The sequence below is a fragment of the Amycolatopsis sp. NPDC102522 genome (assembly GCF_055584485.1).
Genome location: NZ_JBVJLY010000007.1, coordinates 104,733 through 122,111, shown reverse-complemented (window position 1 = coordinate 122,111; position 17,379 = coordinate 104,733). Strand labels below are relative to the sequence as shown.

Annotated in this window: 18 protein-coding genes; 8 read left to right on the top strand and 10 right to left on the bottom strand. The window is 67.9% G+C overall.

Annotation, left to right across the window (positions count from 1 at the left end; all coding sequences use genetic code 11):
* Positions 1 to 26 precede the first annotated feature (26 nt).
* Positions 27 to 614 carry a DUF5134 domain-containing protein gene (locus tag ACZ6YV_RS18945; RefSeq protein ID WP_465510830.1) on the top strand — a complete coding sequence of 196 codons (588 nt, stop codon included), beginning with the start codon at positions 27 to 29 and terminating at the stop codon, positions 612 to 614.
* A gap of 16 nt (positions 615 to 630) precedes the next feature.
* On the opposite strand, the gene ACZ6YV_RS18940 is transcribed toward ACZ6YV_RS18945, so the two are convergent.
* From ACZ6YV_RS18940 to kstD, 7 genes are all read right to left on the bottom strand, one after another.
* On the bottom strand, positions 631 to 1,089 hold the full coding sequence (locus ACZ6YV_RS18940; RefSeq protein WP_465510829.1) for a riboflavin kinase: 459 nt from the start codon (positions 1,087 to 1,089) through the stop codon (positions 631 to 633).
* Positions 1,090 to 1,189: 100 nt separating this feature from the next.
* Complete coding sequence (locus ACZ6YV_RS18935; protein WP_465511023.1) at positions 1,190 to 1,939, bottom strand: class I SAM-dependent methyltransferase; 750 nt, start codon at positions 1,937 to 1,939, stop codon at positions 1,190 to 1,192.
* A gap of 52 nt (positions 1,940 to 1,991) precedes the next feature.
* Positions 1,992 to 2,855, bottom strand: a complete 864-nt coding sequence (locus tag ACZ6YV_RS18930; protein WP_465510828.1) for a MaoC/PaaZ C-terminal domain-containing protein — start codon at positions 2,853 to 2,855, stop codon at positions 1,992 to 1,994.
* Between the two features lie 9 nt (positions 2,856 to 2,864).
* Complete coding sequence (locus ACZ6YV_RS18925) at positions 2,865 to 3,890, bottom strand: 2Fe-2S iron-sulfur cluster-binding protein (protein WP_465510827.1); 1,026 nt, start codon at positions 3,888 to 3,890, stop codon at positions 2,865 to 2,867.
* Positions 3,887 to 4,147: a hypothetical protein gene (locus ACZ6YV_RS18920; protein ID WP_350583845.1), complete on the bottom strand. Its 261-nt coding sequence runs from the start codon at positions 4,145 to 4,147 to the stop codon at positions 3,887 to 3,889. The genes ACZ6YV_RS18925 and ACZ6YV_RS18920 overlap by 4 nt, the downstream gene beginning before the upstream one ends.
* Complete coding sequence (locus tag ACZ6YV_RS18915; RefSeq protein WP_465510826.1) at positions 4,144 to 5,283, bottom strand: Rieske 2Fe-2S domain-containing protein; 1,140 nt, start codon at positions 5,281 to 5,283, stop codon at positions 4,144 to 4,146. The genes ACZ6YV_RS18920 and ACZ6YV_RS18915 overlap by 4 nt, the downstream gene beginning before the upstream one ends.
* Positions 5,280 to 6,950: a 3-oxosteroid 1-dehydrogenase gene (kstD, locus tag ACZ6YV_RS18910; RefSeq protein WP_465510825.1), complete on the bottom strand. Its 1,671-nt coding sequence runs from the start codon at positions 6,948 to 6,950 to the stop codon at positions 5,280 to 5,282. Before kstD ends, ACZ6YV_RS18915 begins: the two co-directional genes overlap by 4 nt.
* Positions 6,951 to 7,049: 99 nt before the next feature.
* On the opposite strand from kstD, the gene ACZ6YV_RS18905 reads away from it, so the two are divergent.
* From ACZ6YV_RS18905 to ACZ6YV_RS18880, 6 genes are all read left to right on the top strand, one after another.
* The gene (locus ACZ6YV_RS18905) at positions 7,050 to 8,648 is read left to right on the top strand and encodes an FAD-binding protein (RefSeq protein WP_465510824.1); all 1,599 of its coding nucleotides are present in this window, start codon (positions 7,050 to 7,052) and stop codon (positions 8,646 to 8,648) included.
* Positions 8,649 to 8,691: 43 nt separating this feature from the next.
* Complete coding sequence (gene hsaA / locus ACZ6YV_RS18900) at positions 8,692 to 9,867, top strand: 3-hydroxy-9,10-secoandrosta-1,3,5(10)-triene-9,17-dione monooxygenase oxygenase subunit (RefSeq protein ID WP_465510823.1); 1,176 nt, start codon at positions 8,692 to 8,694, stop codon at positions 9,865 to 9,867.
* Positions 9,867 to 10,715: a 4,5:9,10-diseco-3-hydroxy-5,9,17-trioxoandrosta-1(10),2-diene-4-oate hydrolase gene (hsaD, locus tag ACZ6YV_RS18895; RefSeq protein ID WP_465510822.1), complete on the top strand. Its 849-nt coding sequence runs from the start codon at positions 9,867 to 9,869 to the stop codon at positions 10,713 to 10,715. Before hsaA ends, hsaD begins: the two co-directional genes overlap by 1 nt.
* A complete protein-coding gene (gene hsaC / locus ACZ6YV_RS18890) occupies positions 10,715 to 11,629 on the top strand; it encodes an iron-dependent extradiol dioxygenase HsaC (RefSeq protein ID WP_184902493.1) in 915 nt (304 codons plus the stop codon). The genes hsaD and hsaC overlap by 1 nt, the downstream gene beginning before the upstream one ends.
* A complete protein-coding gene (gene hsaB, locus ACZ6YV_RS18885; RefSeq protein ID WP_465510821.1) occupies positions 11,626 to 12,192 on the top strand; it encodes a 3-hydroxy-9,10-secoandrosta-1,3,5(10)-triene-9,17-dione monooxygenase reductase subunit in 567 nt (188 codons plus the stop codon). Before hsaC ends, hsaB begins: the two co-directional genes overlap by 4 nt.
* Positions 12,193 to 12,290: 98 nt before the next feature.
* Positions 12,291 to 13,454 (top strand): S8 family peptidase, encoded by a 1,164-nt coding sequence (locus tag ACZ6YV_RS18880; RefSeq protein ID WP_465510820.1) that lies wholly within the window; start codon positions 12,291 to 12,293, stop codon positions 13,452 to 13,454.
* Here the strand turns inward: ACZ6YV_RS18880 and ACZ6YV_RS18875 are convergent.
* The gene (locus ACZ6YV_RS18875) at positions 13,442 to 13,792 is read right to left on the bottom strand and encodes a transcriptional regulator (protein ID WP_465510819.1); all 351 of its coding nucleotides are present in this window, start codon (positions 13,790 to 13,792) and stop codon (positions 13,442 to 13,444) included. The two genes, ACZ6YV_RS18880 and ACZ6YV_RS18875, sit on opposite strands and share 13 nt — an antisense overlap.
* 31 nt (positions 13,793 to 13,823) lie before the next feature.
* Positions 13,824 to 14,873 carry a fatty acid desaturase family protein gene (locus tag ACZ6YV_RS18870; protein WP_465510818.1) on the bottom strand — a complete coding sequence of 350 codons (1,050 nt, stop codon included), beginning with the start codon at positions 14,871 to 14,873 and terminating at the stop codon, positions 13,824 to 13,826.
* Between the two features lie 749 nt (positions 14,874 to 15,622).
* On the opposite strand from ACZ6YV_RS18870, the gene ACZ6YV_RS18865 reads away from it, so the two are divergent.
* Positions 15,623 to 16,804 (top strand): HNH endonuclease signature motif containing protein, encoded by a 1,182-nt coding sequence (locus ACZ6YV_RS18865; RefSeq protein ID WP_465510817.1) that lies wholly within the window; start codon positions 15,623 to 15,625, stop codon positions 16,802 to 16,804.
* A 122-nt stretch (positions 16,805 to 16,926) separates the two neighbouring features.
* Here ACZ6YV_RS18865 and ACZ6YV_RS18860 read toward each other — a convergent pair whose 3' ends face one another.
* Positions 16,927 to 17,295 (bottom strand): nuclear transport factor 2 family protein, encoded by a 369-nt coding sequence (locus tag ACZ6YV_RS18860; RefSeq protein ID WP_465510816.1) that lies wholly within the window; start codon positions 17,293 to 17,295, stop codon positions 16,927 to 16,929.
* Positions 17,296 to 17,379 lie beyond the last annotated feature (84 nt).

Sequence of the window (17,379 nt, the reverse complement as noted above, 5' to 3'; positions counted from 1 at the left end):
TGGGAGGAACCGGCCAGGAGGGTGACATGTCTGGACCACTCGTTGTCGCGTGGACCCTGACCGCGGTGTTCGCCGCGCTCGTCCTGCCCTGCGTGCTGAGGCTCGTCCGGCTGGACTACGGGCGCCACGGCGCGGCGGTCCGCAACGGTGACCTGGCCGAGCTCCTGCTCGTCGTCGCCATGGTCGCGATGCTGTCGCCGGTGGGCGGCCCGATCCCCGCCGCGGGCTGGCAGGCGGTGCTGGCGCTGACCGCGGGCTGGTTCGCCGTCTCGTGGTGGAAGGGGCGGCGGTCCGGGCACACCGCTTGTGGGCACCACGCCGTCTCCGCCGTCGCGATGCTGTTCATGGTGACTTTCATGCCGCACAGTGCGGTTTCGCACGGTCCGTGGCTGGTGATGTCCGGCCCCGGCGGCACTTCGGCGCTGTGGCTTTCGCTGGTCTTCGGTGTCGTGGCCGCGTATTTCGCGGTGGACGCCGTGCGCGCCGGTGTCCTGGCGGCCCGGGGTACCAGGGAATCGGGTACCGGCGGCGAATCCGGTCAGGTGTCGCGGCGCGTGTGCCGGGTCATCATGGGCGCCGGGATGGGCTACATGCTGGTCGGCGCGGCCCTCTGAAGCCGCATTCAGAGGACTAAACGCGGCTGATCCGGCGGACGACGCCTGCCTCGGCGCTGCCGGCGTCCGGCAGGTCCTCGGCCGGATTGTCCGCGGCCCACTTGCCCGCGTTGGCGATGTCCTTGTCGAGCGCGGCGATCAGCGCCTCCGACGACGGATACGCCTTCTGCTCCCGCAGGTGGTGCCCCAGCCACACGGTCAGCACCTCGCCGTAGAGGTCGCCGCCGAAGTCCAGCAGATGCGCCTCGACGAGCCGGTAGCCGTCCGCGCCGTAGTACGTCGGCCGCCTGCCGACCGAGACCGCGGCCGCGATCCGGGTGCCGTCGGCGCGTTCGGCCCAGCCCGCCCACACTCCGTCGCCGACCTGGCCGTCTTGGTCGCGCAGCGCGATGTTGGCGGTCGGGAAGCCCAGTTCCCGGCCCCGCTGATCGCCCTTCTCCACCTGGCCACGGACCACGAAGTACTCCGCCGTCATGCCGCCCCCGTCCTTGCTTTCACGAAAGCCATGAATACCACGCCTCGCACCCGAGGTCGACCGCCGTCCACGCCACGGACAGTGTCCACTGTGTACTCGATCACGTAGTGACGAGCCGGTATCCCAGGTCGAGTTCCGTCCGGCCCAGCAATCCGACGTGATGCCGGTGCCAGTGCCCGTCGGCGAGATCGGCGCGCAGCCTGCCGACGGCGTCGGCGACGACGTTCTGGTCCAGCAGTGCCACTCCGGACATCCCCGCGCGCACACGCTCGGACAGGTAAGCCTCCGGCCTGCGCCAATACGCGCCGAGGAACCCGTCGACGCAGTCCGAGGGCACCGGCAGCGGAGCGACCGCGGGGGTCTCGCCCGCCGCGCGCAGCTCCTCGACGACCCTGTCGAGACAGGCCAGCCGGCTCTCGTGCTCGGCGATCTCCGGCAGGTAGTCCCGCACCAGCCAGAACCGGGCGAACACCGCCTGGTCCCAGGTCACGATCACCTGGCGACGGGACACGCGCCGCAGCTCGGCCAGCCCGGCGGTCACGTCCGTCCAGTGGTGGACGGTGAGCACCGCCAGTCCGACATCGAAGGCGCCGTCGGGGAAGGGCAGTCCTTCCGCGCAAGCCTGGACGGCGGGGGCCGCGGCGCCCGGACGCTGCGCGATCATCCGCCGCGACGGCTCGACAGCGATCACGTCGCGGTCTTCCGGCTCGTAGGAACCGGCTCCGGCGCCGACGTTGACCACCGAGCGCGCGTCTCCGAGAGCGGCTGTCACCGCGGCCGCGATCCGGGGGTCGGGGCGTCTCGACCGCGCGTAGTCCCGGCCGAGTTCGGCATACGGGTCGGAGATCAAAGGGCGCACCCGGTCGAGTTTAGCCAGAGCCGCTACCTGCGGGTACGGTTATTCAGTCTGTCGTGGTCAAGAAAGTGTCGGAAAGAACAGGCGCCTCGTCCCGGTCCGGTGCCGTCGTGGTGACGAGCAGTCCCGCGGGCTCACGCCAGACGCGGGTCCGCAGCGGTTCGCCGGGGAAGACGACGCCCGCGAACTTGGCGGAGAACGAAGCGACGCGGGAGGTGTCGCCGTCGAGGCACTCGTCGGTGACGGCCTTCGCGATGACGCCGTAGGTGCACAGGCCGTGCAGGATCGGCTTGTCGAACCCGGCCGCCGCGGCGAACGAGGGATCGGCGTGCAGGGGATTGCGGTCCCCGCAGAGCCGGTAGAGCAGCGCCTGCTGCGGCAACGTCGGCGTGTCGATGACCGCGTCCGGCTCCCGCGACGGGAGTTCGACACGATCGGACGGACCGCGTTCGCCGCCGAAACCGCCCTCGCCACGGGCGAAGATGCTCGACCGGAGCGTCCACAATGGAGTCCCGTCGGAATCGGTGGCGACGGTCTCGTTCACGATCACGGCCGCCTTGCCCTTGTCGAAGACGTCGACGATCCGCGTCCGGGCCACGGCCTTGCCCGAGGCCGGGATCGGCCGGTGCGCGATCACTTCCTGCTTGCCGTGCAACACCTTCCCGAGGTCCACCTCGATGCCGGGGAAGGACACCGCGGGCGGCTCGAACACGCGCAGGTTCGCCGCCACGGTGGCGAACGTCGGCAGCACCTGAAGGCCGTCCTCGTAGGTGTAGCGCAGCTCCCGCGGGCTCATCGGATCCGCGCCGGCGCCCAGCGCCAGGTGATACAGCTGCACGTCGGACGCGGTCCAGGCGAAGCTCACCTCGCCGAGGTCGGCGCCGATCGCGACCGAAGGATCGATGGGCACGAAGAACTCCTACTCGTAGGTGACGGTGACCTCGTCGGTCAGCGGCAAGGACTGACACGCCAGCACGATGCCTTCGGCGATGTCGTCGCCGTCGAGGACCTCGTTGTGCAGCATCTTCACCTCACCGGAGGTGATCCGGCAAGCGCACGCGCTGCACTGGCCCTCGCGGCAGGAGTACGGCGCGTCGAAACCCTTTTCCAGCAACAGGTCCAGCAGTTTCGTCCGGCGCGGCCAAGCGAGGTTCTTGGTCTCGCCGTCGAGGGTCACCTCGACAGCGGCCGGGGTTTCGGCCTCTTCGACGGCGACGGGCTCGGCCACCTCGAACGGGTTCCCGCCGAGGGACAGGAAACGCTCCAGATGGATCCGCTTACGCGGCAGCCCGAGGTCCTTGAGCACCGTGCGCGCGGCGTCCATGAACGGGCCAGGGCCGCAGATGAACGCCTCGTGCGCGGTGTACGGCGCCACCAGGGCCCGCAGGTGCGCCTCGGACGGCAGCCCCTGCAGGCTCTCCAGCCAGTGCACCACGACCAGCCGATCCGCGTGTTCGGCGGCGAGGTCCGCGAGCTCCCGCGCGAAGATCACCGAACCCTCATCGCGGTTGGCGTAGAGCAGCACCACCTTGCCGGTTCCGTGCTCCAGCGCGGACTTGAGGATCGACATCACCGGAGTGATGCCGCTGCCGCCCGCGAGTAGCAGGAAGTCCTCGTCGAGCGACGCGGGGCTGAACACCCCGGCCGGCGGCAGGACCTGGACCTCCTGTCCCGCCTGGAGATGGTCGCAGAGCCAGTTCGACCCGTAGCCGTCGGCGGTGCGCTTGACGGTGACCTGGACGCGGTTCTCGTGCGGCGCGCTGGAGAGCGAGTAGCAGCGCGCCACCGATCCGGTCCGCTCGCTCGGCACCCGGACGGTGAGGAACTGCCCTGGCGTGTAAGCGAAAACGGAGGCGTGCTCGGCCGGGATCTCGAACACGATCGAGCGCGCGTCGGCCGTCTCGGTGATCACCTCGGCCACGGTCACGGTGACGGGACCGCTCATTCGGGCACCTCCAGCAGGCCGTCCTTCAAGGCGATCTCGATGCTCTCGCTGAGATTGCCGCAGGTGTCGAGCAGTGCCGTCTGCGCCCCGGAAGCCTTCTGCTCCGCGAACACCGGGCAGCTCCGGGACGCGTCGCTCGTCCACTGGATACTGGTGTGCTGCATGCTGTTCTTCTTGACCAGCACACAAGTCCCGCACGAGCGGCAGCTCAGCGGCCGCAGCCCGGCGGTGAGGAACTCGACGGTCTCGGGCTTCACACGCCGGCCTCTTCCGCCTGCTGCCTCGCCAGGTTCTCGGCCACCTCCGCCGCCCAGACCTCGTTGGCGCGGCTGGTGTCCACTTCGAACTCGAAGCGCTGCGTCATGTCCTCGGTGACGTCGGCGGCGTCCACATAGAACTGGTCGTACCAGCGGCGAAGCTGGTAGACCGGGCCGTCCTCCTCGCACAGCAGCGGGTTGTCGATCCGGGTCTTGTTGCGCCAGATCTCCACGTCCTGAAGGAAGCCGACGCCGATGCCCTTGGCGAACTTCCCGGCGATCTTGTCCGCGTGCTCGTCCGAAACGCCCTCGAACTTCTTCACGCTCACGCCCCACTGGAGCATGAACGAGTTCTCGGTGACCGGGTAGTGGCAGTTGATCAGCACGTTCTCGATCTCGAAACCCTGGTACGTGTTGAGCAGCGTGTTGATCATGTACGACGGGCCGAAGTACGACGCCTCCGACCGCAGCAGGTTCTCCTCGCCGCCGTAGTTGGACGCCATTCCCTTGTCCGGACGGCCTTTCGTGTTCAGGTACTGGGTGGCGATATGCCCCTCGAACACGTTCTTGAAGTAGGTCGGGAAGGCGTAGTGGATGTAGAAGAAGTGCGCCATGTCGACCATGTTGTCGATGATCTCGCGGCAGTTGGAGCCCTCGATCAGCACCGAATCCCAGGTCCAGTTGCTCCACTCGCCGGTGAACACGCCCTCGATCCGCGGGATGACGACGTCCTCGGGCGGCGGGTTGCCCTCCGGGTCGTGCCAGACGAACAGCTGCTTGTTCTCCTCCAGCACCTGCCACGTCTTGGTCCGCGCGCGGAGCGGAACCCTTTTGGCGTAGGGGATCGACACGCATTTGCCGTTGCCGTTCCAGCGCCAGTCGTGGAACGGGCAGGCGATCTCGTCGCCCTTGACCTCGCCCTGGGTGAGGTCGCCGCCCATGTGACGGCAGTACCCGTCGAGCACGTTCAGCTTGCCGGACGAATCGGCGAAGACCACCAGTTTCGTCCCGAACGCCGTGATGGCGTGCGGCTTCCCGTCCCGGAACGACTCGGCCAGGCCGAGACAGTGCCAGCCGCGCGCGAACCGCGAAGGGAGCGCGCCCGCGTCGATCTGCCGTACGGATTCCGTCGTCATCGGCTGCCTCCCGCTTTGGTGTGATCTTGCTTCGCGAGATGCTCGGCCGCAAGGTAGCCGAACACCATCGCCGGGCCGATCGTCGCGCCGGGGCCGGCGTAGGTGCGGCCCATCACCGCCGCGCTCGTGTTGCCCGCCGCGTAAAGTCCGTCGATCACCGACCCGTCTTCGCGCAGGACACGCGCGTGCGGGTCGGTCCTCAAACCGCCCTTGGTGCCCAGGTCGCCGGGCACGATCTTCACCGCGTAGTACGGCGCGACGTCCAGCGGTCCCAGGCTCGGATTGGGCTTGTTCCGCGGGTCGCCGTAGTAGTGGTCGTACGCGCTGCGCCCGCGGTGGAAGTCCTCGTCCACGCCGCTCTTCGCGAAACCGTTGAACCGCCGCACGGTGGCCTCCAGCGCGTCGGCCGGGACCTCGATCCGCTCGGCGAGGTTCGCGATCGTGCTCGCTTTGACCGCGATGCCCGCTTTGAACCAGCGGCCGGGCAGCGGCTGGCGCGGGCCGAGGCCGGTGAACATGTATCGGTTGCGGTTGCGCTGGTCGAACACCAGCCAGGTCGGGATGTTCTCGCCGGGCCCGTCACCTTCGCCGTACATCGCGTGCACGGCCTCGACGTAGGGTGCCGACTCGTTGACGAAGCGCTCACCCCGCGAATTGACCATCAGGCAGCCGGGCCGCGAGCGCTCGGCGAGCGCGAACCACGGGCCGCCGGTCAGCGGGATGGACGGGCCCCACCAGGCGTCGTCCATCAGGTCGACGGCCGCGCCGAGTTTGAGCCCGGCGCCGATGGCGTCGCCGGTGTTGGCTTCGGCGCCGACGGTCCAGTCCGTGCCGATGGGCGCCCGCTGGTACTTGACCCGCATCTCCTCGTTGCGCTCGAACCCGCCCGCGCCGAGGACGACGCCGAGCCGCGCGCGGATCAGCTTCTCCTCACCCTCGTGGCGGACGACGACGCCGATCACACGATCGCCCTCGACCTTCAGGTCCACGAGCGGCGTGTTCAGCCAGACGGGGACATTCGCCTTCCGCAGACCCTCGCGCAGTCCGGCCGCAAGCGCTTGCCCCATGGAAAGCAGCCGCTGACGGCGGATCCGGCCGACCAGCCAGCGCCCGCCGAGGCCGAGGACGCGGAGGAGGCCGCGCGGATGCCGGGCGAGCAGGCTCAGCCACCGGTAGTCCGCCTGGGTGATCGGGACGCCCAGCGGGGGAGCGCTGTACGGCGGCTCCAGATTCGCCAGCTCGGGCCCGAGCAGGTTGCCGTCGAACGCGGCCGGTTCGACCGACCGTCCGCCGGGCCGTCCGCCGGGGGCCTCCGGGTGGTAGTCCGAGTAGCCGCGGACCCAGCGGAAGCGCAACGGGGTCTTGTCGCAGACGAAGGACAGGACCTCGGGGCCGCGGTCGAGGAAGGCCGACCGGAGTTCCGCCGGGACGACGTCACCGACGATCGACTCGAGGTATTCGCGCGCCCGCTCCGGGGGTTCTTCGATCCCGGCCGCCCGCAGCGCGTGGTTGCCCGGGATCCAGACGCCGCCGCCGGACCGGGCTGTCGAGCCGCCGAAGTGGGCGGCCTTCTCCACGACCAGGACGTCGAGTCCCCGATGGGCTGCGGACAGTGCGGCGGTCATCCCGGCGGCACCACTGCCCGCCACGATCACGTCGTACTCCATACGCCCCTCACCTGAAACACGTTGTAGGAAGCATGTAGCGGCATCTTCGCTGCTCCAGTCACCATAGACGAGAACGTGTTCTAGTTCTAGGGTGGGGTCATGGACTCCCTCGTCGCGGATGTGGTGATCGTGGGCTTCGGGGCGGCCGGCGCCTGTGCGGCGATCGAAGCCGCCGACGCCGGAGCCAAGGTGCTCATCCTGGAGCGGTTTTCCGGCGGTGGCGCGAGCGCCGTCAGCGGAGGTGTCGTCTACGCCGGTGGCGGGACGGCGCAGCAGCGGGACGCGGGCGTCGACGACAGCGTCGACGCGATGTACGACTACCTGCGGCTCGAAGTCGGCGACGTCGTCTCCGAGGAGACACTTCGGCGGTTCTGCGCGGGCAGTACCGAGATGGTCTCCTGGCTGGAAGGCAACGGCGTCCCCTTCGAGGGCAGTCTCTGTCCCTATAAGACGTCGTACCCGAGCGACAAGCACTATCTGTACTACTCGGGCAGCGAGGCGGCGGGCGGCTTCCGCGACGCGGCCAAGCCGGCGCCGCGCGGACATCGCGTCAAAGGCCCGGGGACCTCCGGAAAGCTGCTGATGAAGCGCCTGGCCGACGCCGTCCGGAGCCGTGGCGTCCAGGTGCTGCCGCAGACCGCCGCTCGAAATCTGATCGTGGACGCCGATGGGGTCGTGACCGGCGTCGTCGTGTCCACTCTGCGGGATGCTCCCGCTCGCGTGAGGGCGGCACATCGGAAGCTGGCCGCGTACGCCGCGAAACCGGGGATCTACGTGCCGTCGCTGCGGAAGTCGCTGCATCGGCGGGTGGAGCGGATCGAACGCCGCTATGGTCGTGAGCTGCGGATTTCCGCGTCGCGCGGGGTCGTTCTCGCGGCGGGCGGGTTCATCGCGAACCGGGAGATGGTGCGCGAACACGCGCCCGCGTATCGCGGCGGCCTGGCGCTCGGGACCTCCGCCGACGACGGATCCGGGATCCGGATGGGGGTCGAGGCGGGCGGGGCCACCGCGGAACTCGGGCGGATCTCCGCCTGGCGGTTCATCACCCCGCCGTCGGCGTTCCTCGGCGGCCTGCTCGTGAGCAAGACGGGCGGCCGGATCATCGACGAATCCCGGTACGGCGCGGCCGTCGGCGAACGCATGATCACCGAGCATGAAGGGCGTGGCTGGCTGCTGGTCGACGACGCCATCGTCCGGGAGGTCAAACGGGACGCGCGCGGGCAAAGTCAATGGTTCCAAGGGCTCCAGGTGCGCTTCCTGCTGCGGCAGCGCGTTGTCGCGGGTTCGCTCGAAGAGGTCGCGCGCAAGGCCGGTGTGGATCCTGGCGGGCTGGTCGCCAGCGTCGAGGCCTCGCGCTCCGGTGCGGATCCGACGGGCAAACCCGCGGAGTTCGCGCGTCCGCTGGATCAGGCGCCGTACTCGCTGATCGACGTTTCGATCAAACCGAACCTCGGCTATCCGTGCCCGATGCTGACGCTGGGCGGCTTGGTGGTGGACGAGGAAACCGGCGCCGTACGTGCGTCTTCCGGCGCTCCGATCCGCGGTCTGTACGCGGCGGGGCGGACCGCGGTGGGAATCTGTTCTAGGTCCTACGTGAGCGGCCTTTCGCTGGCCGACTGCGTGTTTTCCGGCCGCCGTGCGGGGCTGCACAGTGCCCTCGACCGGGGATCGGTCGACAAAAACGAGAACGTGTTCTAGTCTTGGATCCGGTTCACGGAGTATGGCGAGAGAGGGAACGCATATGAGCGAGCACGCCGCGCAGGACGTGATCGCGGGGATCCGGGAGCTGCTGCCGGTCCTGCGGGAGCGGGCGCAGGAGGCGGAGGACGCCAGGCGCGTTCCCGAGGAATCCGTCAAAGCCCTGCAGGAGACCGGTTTCTTCAAGCTCCTGCAGCCGAAGACGTTCGGTGGCCTCGAAGCCGACCCGGTCAGCTTCTACACCGCTGTCAAACTCGTCGCGAGCGCGTGCGGGTCCACGGGCTGGGTCGCCTCCATCCTCGGCGTCCACCCGTGGCACCTCGGCTTGTTCGAGGCGCAGGCGCAGCAGGACGTCTGGGGCGACGACGTCGACGTCCGCATCTCCTCGTCGTACGCGCCGATGGGCAAGGCGGACGTCGTCGACGGCGGCTACCGGCTCAGCGGGCGCTGGAGTTTCTCCTCCGGCTGCGACCACGCGACCTGGGTGCTGCTGGGCGGACCCGTGTTCAAGGACGGCAAACCCGTCGACTTCTGCACCTACCTGGTGCCGATCTCCGACTACACGATCGAAGACGTCTGGGACACCGTGGGCCTGCGCGGCACCGGGTCCAACGACATCATCGTGAACGACGTCTTCGTCCCGAAACACCGCGCGCTCAGCTTCATCGCGACGTCGAAGTGCAAGACGCCCGGGCAGGAGATCAACCCCGGGCCGCTGTACAAGATGCCGTACGGTTCGGTGCATCCGAGCACGATCACCGCGCCGATCATCGGGATGGCGCAGGGCGCCTACGACGCGCACGTCGAGTACCAGGGCAAGCGGGTCCGCGCGGCGTACGCGGGCGAGCAGTCCAAAGAGGACCCGTTCGCCAAGGTGCGGATCGCCGAGGCGGCGAGCGAGATCGACGCGGCCTGGCTTCAGCTGACGCACAACATCGACGAGCTGTACCAGCTGGCCTGCAAGGGCGAGAAGCTGCCGTTCCCCACGCGGCTGCGGGTCCGCCGCGACCAGGTCCGCGGTACGGAACGCGCGATCTTCGCGATCGACAGGCTCTTCGAGAACTCCGGCGGCCGCGCTTTGAAGGCCGGAACCCCGATCCAGCGCTTCTGGCGTGACGCCCACGCCGGCCGGGTGCACGCGGCGAACGACGCCGAGCGCGCGTACGTCATGTTCGGAACCGGCGCCTTCGGGCTGCCCGTCGAGAATGCGATGGTCTGATGACCGAAGGCAAGTATCTCACTGTCCAAGGCGGACTCAAGCTGCATTACCACGAAGCGGGCGTGGAGCACCCGGAGACGGTGATCCTCCTGCACGGTGGCGGTCCCGGCGCGTCGGCGTGGAGCAACTTCGGCCGCAACCTGCCGGTGTTCGGCAAGAACTACCGGACGCTGGCGATCGATCAGCCGGGGTTCGGCCGCTCGGACAAACCGACCGAACATCCGCAGTACTTCCGGCACAGTGCGGACGCCGTCGTCTCGCTGATGGACGAACTCGGCATCGAGCGGGCCCATTTCGTCGGCAACTCGCTCGGCGGCGGGGCTTCCGTACGGCTCGCGCTCAACCACCCGAAACGCGCCGGACGGCTCGTGCTGATGGGTCCGGGCGGGCTGAGCGTGAACCTGTTCGCGCCCGATCCGACCGAGGGCATCAAGAACCTGGGCCGGTTCAGCGCCCCGCCGGGGCCGAGCCGGGAGAAGCTCGAAGCCTTCCTGCGGATCATGGTGCACGACCAGTCACTGATCACCGAAGAACTGATCGACGAGCGGTTCGCCGCCGCGAGCGCGCCCGAGTCCCTCGCCGCGATGAAGGCGATGGGCAAGTCGTTCGCCCAGCCCGATTCCTACGAAGAGGGCATGCTGTGGCGTGAGGCGCATCGCCTGCGCCAGCGGGTGCTGCTCATCTGGGGCAGGGAGGACAGGGTCAATCCGCTCGACGGCGCCTTGCTCGCGCTCAAGACGATCCCGCGTGCCCAGTTGCACGTGTTCGGCGGCTGCGGGCACTGGGCGCAGCTGGAGAAGTTCGACGAGTTCAACCGGCTGGCACTCGACTTCCTGGGAGCCTCCTGATGGGTATCCGTTCGCTCGCCTACCTGCGCATCGAAGCCACCGACATGGCCGCGTGGCGCGAATACGGGCTGAAGGTCCTCGGCATGGTCGAGGGTTCCGGCACGAATCCCGAGGCGCTCTACCTGCGCATGGACGACTTCCCGGCGCGGCTGGTGGTCTTCCCCGGTGAACACGACAGGCTCGCCGTGGCGGGCTGGGAGGTCGCCACAGCCGGCGAACTCGACGAGATCCGGGACTCACTCGACGCGCACTCCGTGCCGTACAAGGAAGGCACTCCGGATCAGCTGGCCGATCGCCGGGTCGACGGCCTGGTGTCCTTTGAGGACCCTTCGGGCAATACCCTCGAAGTGTTCCACGGAGTCGCGTTGCAGCATCGGCGCGTGGTGAGTCCGTACGGGCACAAGTTCGTGACCGGTGAGCAAGGTCTCGGGCACGTCGTACTGTCCACACACGACGATGACGCGTCCCTGCGGTTCTACCGTGACGTGCTCGGATTCCGGTTGCGGGACTCGATGAAACTGCCGCCGCAGATGGTCGGCAGGCCCGCCGACGGTGCCCCGGCCTGGCTGCGGTTCTTCGGCTGCAACCCGCGTCACCACAGCCTCGCGTTCCTGCCGATGCCGACTCCCAGCGGCATCGTGCATCTCATGGTCGAAGTGGAGAACACCGACGACGTCGGCCTCTGCCTCGACCGGGCCATCCGCCGGAAGGTGCCGATGTCGGCCACCCTCGGGCGGCACGTCAACGATCTGATGCTCTCGTTCTACATGAAGACCCCCGGCGGCTTCGACGTCGAATACGGCTGCGAGGGGCGGCAAGTGGACGACGAGAGCTGGATCGCCCGAGAGAGTACGGCGGTTTCCTTGTGGGGACACGACTTTTCAGTCGGCGCACGTCCGCCGGGTCAGTCGTGACCCCGGTGACGGATGTCAGCCCTGACAGCGCAGCAGAGATCGACGCCGCGCGGTTCCGCTCGGTGCTCGGGCACTTCTGCACCGGCGTCGCCGTGGTGACCGGGCACGACGGCACGGCGCCGGTGGGCTTCGCGTGCCAGTCGTTCGCGGCGCTCTCCCTGGATCCGCCGTTGGTGCTTTTCTGTCCCGCCAAGGCTTCCCGGACGTGGGCGGTGCTCGCCGAGTCCGGGCGGTTCGCCGTCAACGTGCTCTCCGAGGCCCAGCAGGATGTCAGCGCGCTGTTCGGCGCCCGTGGCGCGGACAAGTTCGCGTCGGTCGACTGGACGCCCGCGCCGTCCGGATCTCCTTTGCTGACAGGGGCTTTGACGTGGATCGACTGCACGCTCGAAGCCGTGCACGAGGCGGGTGACCACTACGTCGTCGTCGGCAAGGTGACCGCGCTCGGGGAACCTTCCGATGAACGCCCGCTGCTGTTCCATCGCGGGCGGTACACGGTGACCGAACCGGTGACGGACGCACTCGCGGCGCTCATGCCGTGGCCGCGTCCCGATGATTGGCTTTGACTAAAAACTGGATAAACGAAAAAATGTAAAGCTGTCCTTTCCGGTTGCTTCCGCTTAGCGTTTTCGGCGGAAGCTCACCAAGGAACGGGGACAGCAACGTGAATTCTCGCAGACTGGCCGGAATCGGGTTGGCCGCCGCCGTCGTCACGGTCTTGGCAGGCGTGACGCCGGCGCAGGCCGCCGAAGGTACGATCGTCGGCGCCGGCGCGGACGGCAGCATCGCCGACAGCTACGTCGTCGTGCTCAAGGACGGCTCCGCCGCCGACAAGCCTTCGCTGGCAAGCAAGTTCGGCGGCACCATCGGACGGCAGTACACGCAGGGCATCAGCGGTTTCTCGGTGGCGCTGCGCGAGCGGCAAGCCAAGCGCCTCGCGGCTGACCCGGCGGTCGCCTTCGTGGAGCAGAACAAGGTGCTGCGCGCCGAAGCGACGCAGACGAATCCGCCGTCGTGGGGCCTCGACCGCATCGATCAGCGCAATCTTCCGCTGGACAACAAGTACACCTACTCGACCACCGCGTCGAATGTGAACGTGTACGTTCTCGACACCGGAATTCGCGCCACGCACACCGATTTTGGTGGCCGGGTGAAGCAGGGATACGACTTCGTCGACAATGACACGAACGCGGACGACGGTTACGGTCACGGCACGCATGTCGCGGCCACGATCGCCGGTGCGAAATACGGTGTCGCCAAGGGTGCTTCGCTGTATCCGGTGCGGGTCCTCGGGTCCGACGGCAGCGGTACGACGGCGGGCGTGATCTCGGGCGTCGACTGGATCACCAAGAACGCCAAGAAGCCCGCCGTGGCCAACGCCAGCCTTGGTGGCGGTGCGTCGACCGCGCTGGACACCGCGGTGCGGAACTCCATCAAGGCGGGTGTCACCTGGACGGTCGCCGCTGGTAATTCCAACGTGAACGCCGCCAACACCTCGCCCGCCAGGGTCACCGAGGCGCTGACGGTCGCCGCGTCGGACCGCACCGACCGCCGCGCTTCCTTCTCCAACTACGGTTCCGTGATCGACCTGTTCGCGCCGGGTGTCGCGATCACCTCGGCCTGGAAGGACAACGACACCGCGACCTACACCGGTGACGGTACTTCGTTCGCCGCTCCGCACGTGGCCGGTGCCGCCGCGCTGTACCTGTCGTCGCACACCGGCGCCACCGCGGCGCAGGTGGCTCAGGCGCTGATCAGCGCTTCGACTCCGGGGAAGGTCACCAACCCCGGTAGCGGTAGCCCGAACCGCACGCTCTACGTCGGGTAGGTTCCCTCGGTGGTGGCTCGGTCCCGGCGTGGCGCCGGGACCGAGCTTTTCCGTCCGCGTGGCCGAGGCGGGCCGAGAAGCGACCGCAAAGCCGACGGCGGCAAGGACAACAGCTGTTCGAGCTCGGCGAGCGCCCGGAGGGATTCCGGGCGTTCCGGTCTGCGTCTGCCGGACTGCCAATGGCTCAGCGTCGGCACACTGATGGAGACGCCGCGCACTTCGAGGCGGTGGCGGATCCGGTCCAGCGGGAGCCCACTGGCCGTGATCGCCGCGCGCAACGCTCGCGGGAACGGTTCTGGATGCAGGGTGGCGCCGGGGAAGATCTTCGGGGGCGTCATGCACTGAAAGTAAGAAGCCGTATCTGGAGTGTCAACGACGTCCGGTGGCCGTCTCAGCCGGTGAACCCTCCGAAAGTCGGATCGGCTCACCCGCTTCGTGCAGACTGCGCAACGCGAGCCGGTACGACTCGATGAGCCCCGTCTCGTGATACGGGACGCCGATTTCCTCGCAGTATCCTTGGACGATGGGCCGGGCGCGGCGAAGACGCGGCGACGGCATACTCGGGAACAGATGGTGCTCGATCTGGTAGTTGAGCCCGCCGAGCGCGACGTCGATGATCCTGCCGCCGCGGACGTTACGGGACGTGAGCACCTGCTTGCGAAGGAAGTCGAGTTCGGTGTCACCGGACAGGATCGGCATACCCTTGTGGTTGGGCGCGAAGATCGATCCCATGTAGACGCCCCACAGTGCTTTGTGGATAACGAAGAACACGAGCGCCTTGCCGGGGGAGAGGACGAGGAGCAGCGCGCTGAAGTAAAGCGCGAAGTGCGCCAGCAGCAAGGCCGCTTCGATCCAGCGCCCCCGGATGCCCGGCTTCGCCACCGCGCGGATACCGGAGACGTGCAGGTTCAAGCCTTCGAGGGTGAGCAGCGGGAAGAACAGGAACGCCTGGTAGCGGCCGATGAACCGCGGAATCCCCTTGCTGGCCCTCGCCTGCTCCTTCGACCACACGAGGATGTCCGGATCGACGTCGGGGTCGAGGTCCTCGTGGTTCGGGTTCGCGTGGTGGCGGGTGTGCTTGTCCATCCACCAGCCGTAACTCATGCCGACACCGAGATTGCCCGCGATCCGGCCGGCGATCTCGCTCGGACGGCGGGTCCGGAACACCTGGCGGTGTGCGAGATCGTGCGACAGCAACGCGATCTGGCCGAACATCACCGCCTGGAAGACGGCGATCCCCAGCTGCCACCAGGAGTCCCCGATCGCGAAGAAGGCGATCCAGCCGGCGACGAAGAGGGTGGCGACCAGGCCGATGCGGAAGACGTAGTAGCCGGGACGGCGGTCGAGGAGGCCCGCTTCGCTGATGCGGCGGGACAGGCGGGCGAAATCGCTGCCTGTGCGGAGGTTTGCGGTCACCATGGTGAGTCTGGACCAGGGGCGGGGTCAGATGAATGCGGCGCGCCGGTGGGTCGGTGCGGGGGCTGGCCCTACCCTGTGGCCGGAGCCCCTACCAGCGTGAGAGACGCGTGGATGTGGTAGCTGCGGGTCGCGTGGTCGCACGAGGAGTGCCGGTGAGTTCTCGGCGTCCCGGATCGACGGCGGCGAGTTCGAGCGGGCATGGAACAAGGTCCTCGGTGGGCGCGAGGACTGAGGGCCGGTGGCGTGTGGTCACAGAGCTTGCCCTTGTTCTCGATCTGGAGGTTCTCCCTTCGCCTACGAAGCGCTCATCGCCTACATCCGGGCCCGGCAGGCCGAAAGGGCAACACCCAGCCCCAGTTCTGGCTTCTGCGCGATCTGTCGGCGAACGACATTTCGCCCGATGGCAGGGGAATGGCCTTGGCTGAACTGCAGGAGGCGATGGCTTCTTACCTTCGCCCCGAGGACGACTTGGCGGCGGAGGCCGAAAGGAGGGAGGCTCTGTCATCCGCGCCGCCCTCCACGACGGCATCGACGATGTGGACTACGTCACAACAGTGAAGGTGCTCCAGCAGTTGACCCGCAATGGGGCGGGACGGGGGCCAGGCGCGGCCATCCGTGACCACATCTCGAGCGCAGGATAGTTGTCGATTCGGGTGCTCGGGCGGGCGCGGGGTCCTTGGCGGTGAACGCGCGGAACGACCCTGCCTCGCTCCTGGCAGTCGAACGCATGTTCGAGTATGATCATGGGCATGACCACAACTCTTGCTTTCAATCCGAAAGCCGCTCGTCTTCTCGATTCCGCCTACGACGAAGAAGTCTCGCTTCGGCAGGCACAGGGTCGTCAGGTGCGGTTCATAGCCGAGTTCGTCGCCGTGGGTGGCTCGCGAAGATCGGTGACCGAGGAGGTCGCCTTGTGCTTCTCGGTCTCTCGCAACCAAGCCTTCCTGCTGGTCGAAACTTCCTGTGCGCTCGTGGCGCGCTTGCCGAACACGTTGGCAGCACTGGAAAACGGCGACATCGATCTGTACAAGGCATCGAAGGTCAGTCAGCTGACCCGCGAGGTCTCGGACGAGGTCGCCGCACAGGTGGACGCGTTCATGGCCAAGCGGCTCGCCAAGCGTGACGCCGGGGCGATCCGTAAATCGGTGAACGGTGCGGTGCAGAAGTTCGACAGGACGGGCTACAAGAAACGGGCGGAAAAGAAACGCGCGCGACGGCATATCTCGCTGGAACACGAAGACGAGACAATGTCGACCCTCTCCGGTCTTCTGCCGTCCGAGGTGGCGAGCTCGATTTACGCGTCGATGAGCCGCGCCGCGCAGGCGCGCCGGGCGCAGGACAAGTCCCGGACCCTGGATCAACATCGCGCGGACGTGTTCGCCGAACGGCTACTGGCTGAGGACGGTCACGGAAAGCCTCGCGCGCACATCCACGTCTACGTCGACTTCCTGACCCTGGCCGGCGCTCGCGACGATCCCGCGACCCTGGCCGGTTACGGGCCCATCCCCGACTGGCTCGTGCGGGAGATCGCCTCCGATCCCGGCTCGACCTGGTCACGGCTGATCACCGACCCCGCCACCGGCCAACTCCTGGAAGCCGGTGCCGACAAGTACCGGTCACCGGCCTCGCTGGCCCGGTTGATCAAGGCGCGGGACCGGGAATGCACCCATCCCGGCTGCCACCGTCCGGCGGAGTTCTCCGAGATCGACCACATCGTCCCCAGGGCGCGGAACGGCAAGACCGACCACCACAACTGTCACGGTTCCTGCAAGATCCACAATCTGCTCAAGGAGGAACCCGGCTGGTCCGCGGCGCCCACCGGCAACGGCGGCATGACCATCACCACCCCGTCCGGACGCACCTACGACGCGACACCGGAACCACTCCACGACCCACGACCCGAGCCGGAGGACGACATCCCGCCCTTCTGACCGGCACGAACGTCCTCACAGCCGCCAGGATGCGCGACACCGGGTGGCTTGGAACCCGCGTGACGGGGCGGTCGTGAATGGCGTCGTGTTCGGAGCGACCGCCACTCACGACTCGCACGACCTTATGAGGCTCCACTAGCCTCCCGAGCCGCATCGAAAGGAGCCCGATCGAAGATGATCCGCAGTTCCACGACCTTCCCCTCCCGCACGGTCAGCATCTCCGCTCCAGGAGCGCTCGCCACCGGATAGGTCGCCGTGTCGTACATCAGCAGTGCCGTCGTCTCGTCGCCGAACGCCGAAAGCAGGGTCGAGCCGGTCAGGATCTCGGTGAACGGGCCCATGAACCCGCGAAACGCCTCCGCGCCGGAGAGCGGCCCGGCGGGCGTGTGGCAGACGATGTCGTCGGCGACGTAGGTCATCGCCTTCTCGAAGTCCTTGCCGGTCCACGCCTGGTGGTAGGCGAGCGCGACGTCCAAAGCCGGACTGGTCATGATGGTTCCTTTCGTCGATCTTCACCCCGTCAGACACCACCCCGGCCGGAAACGGAACGGTGCGCCGCGAAAAAGGTCGTGACA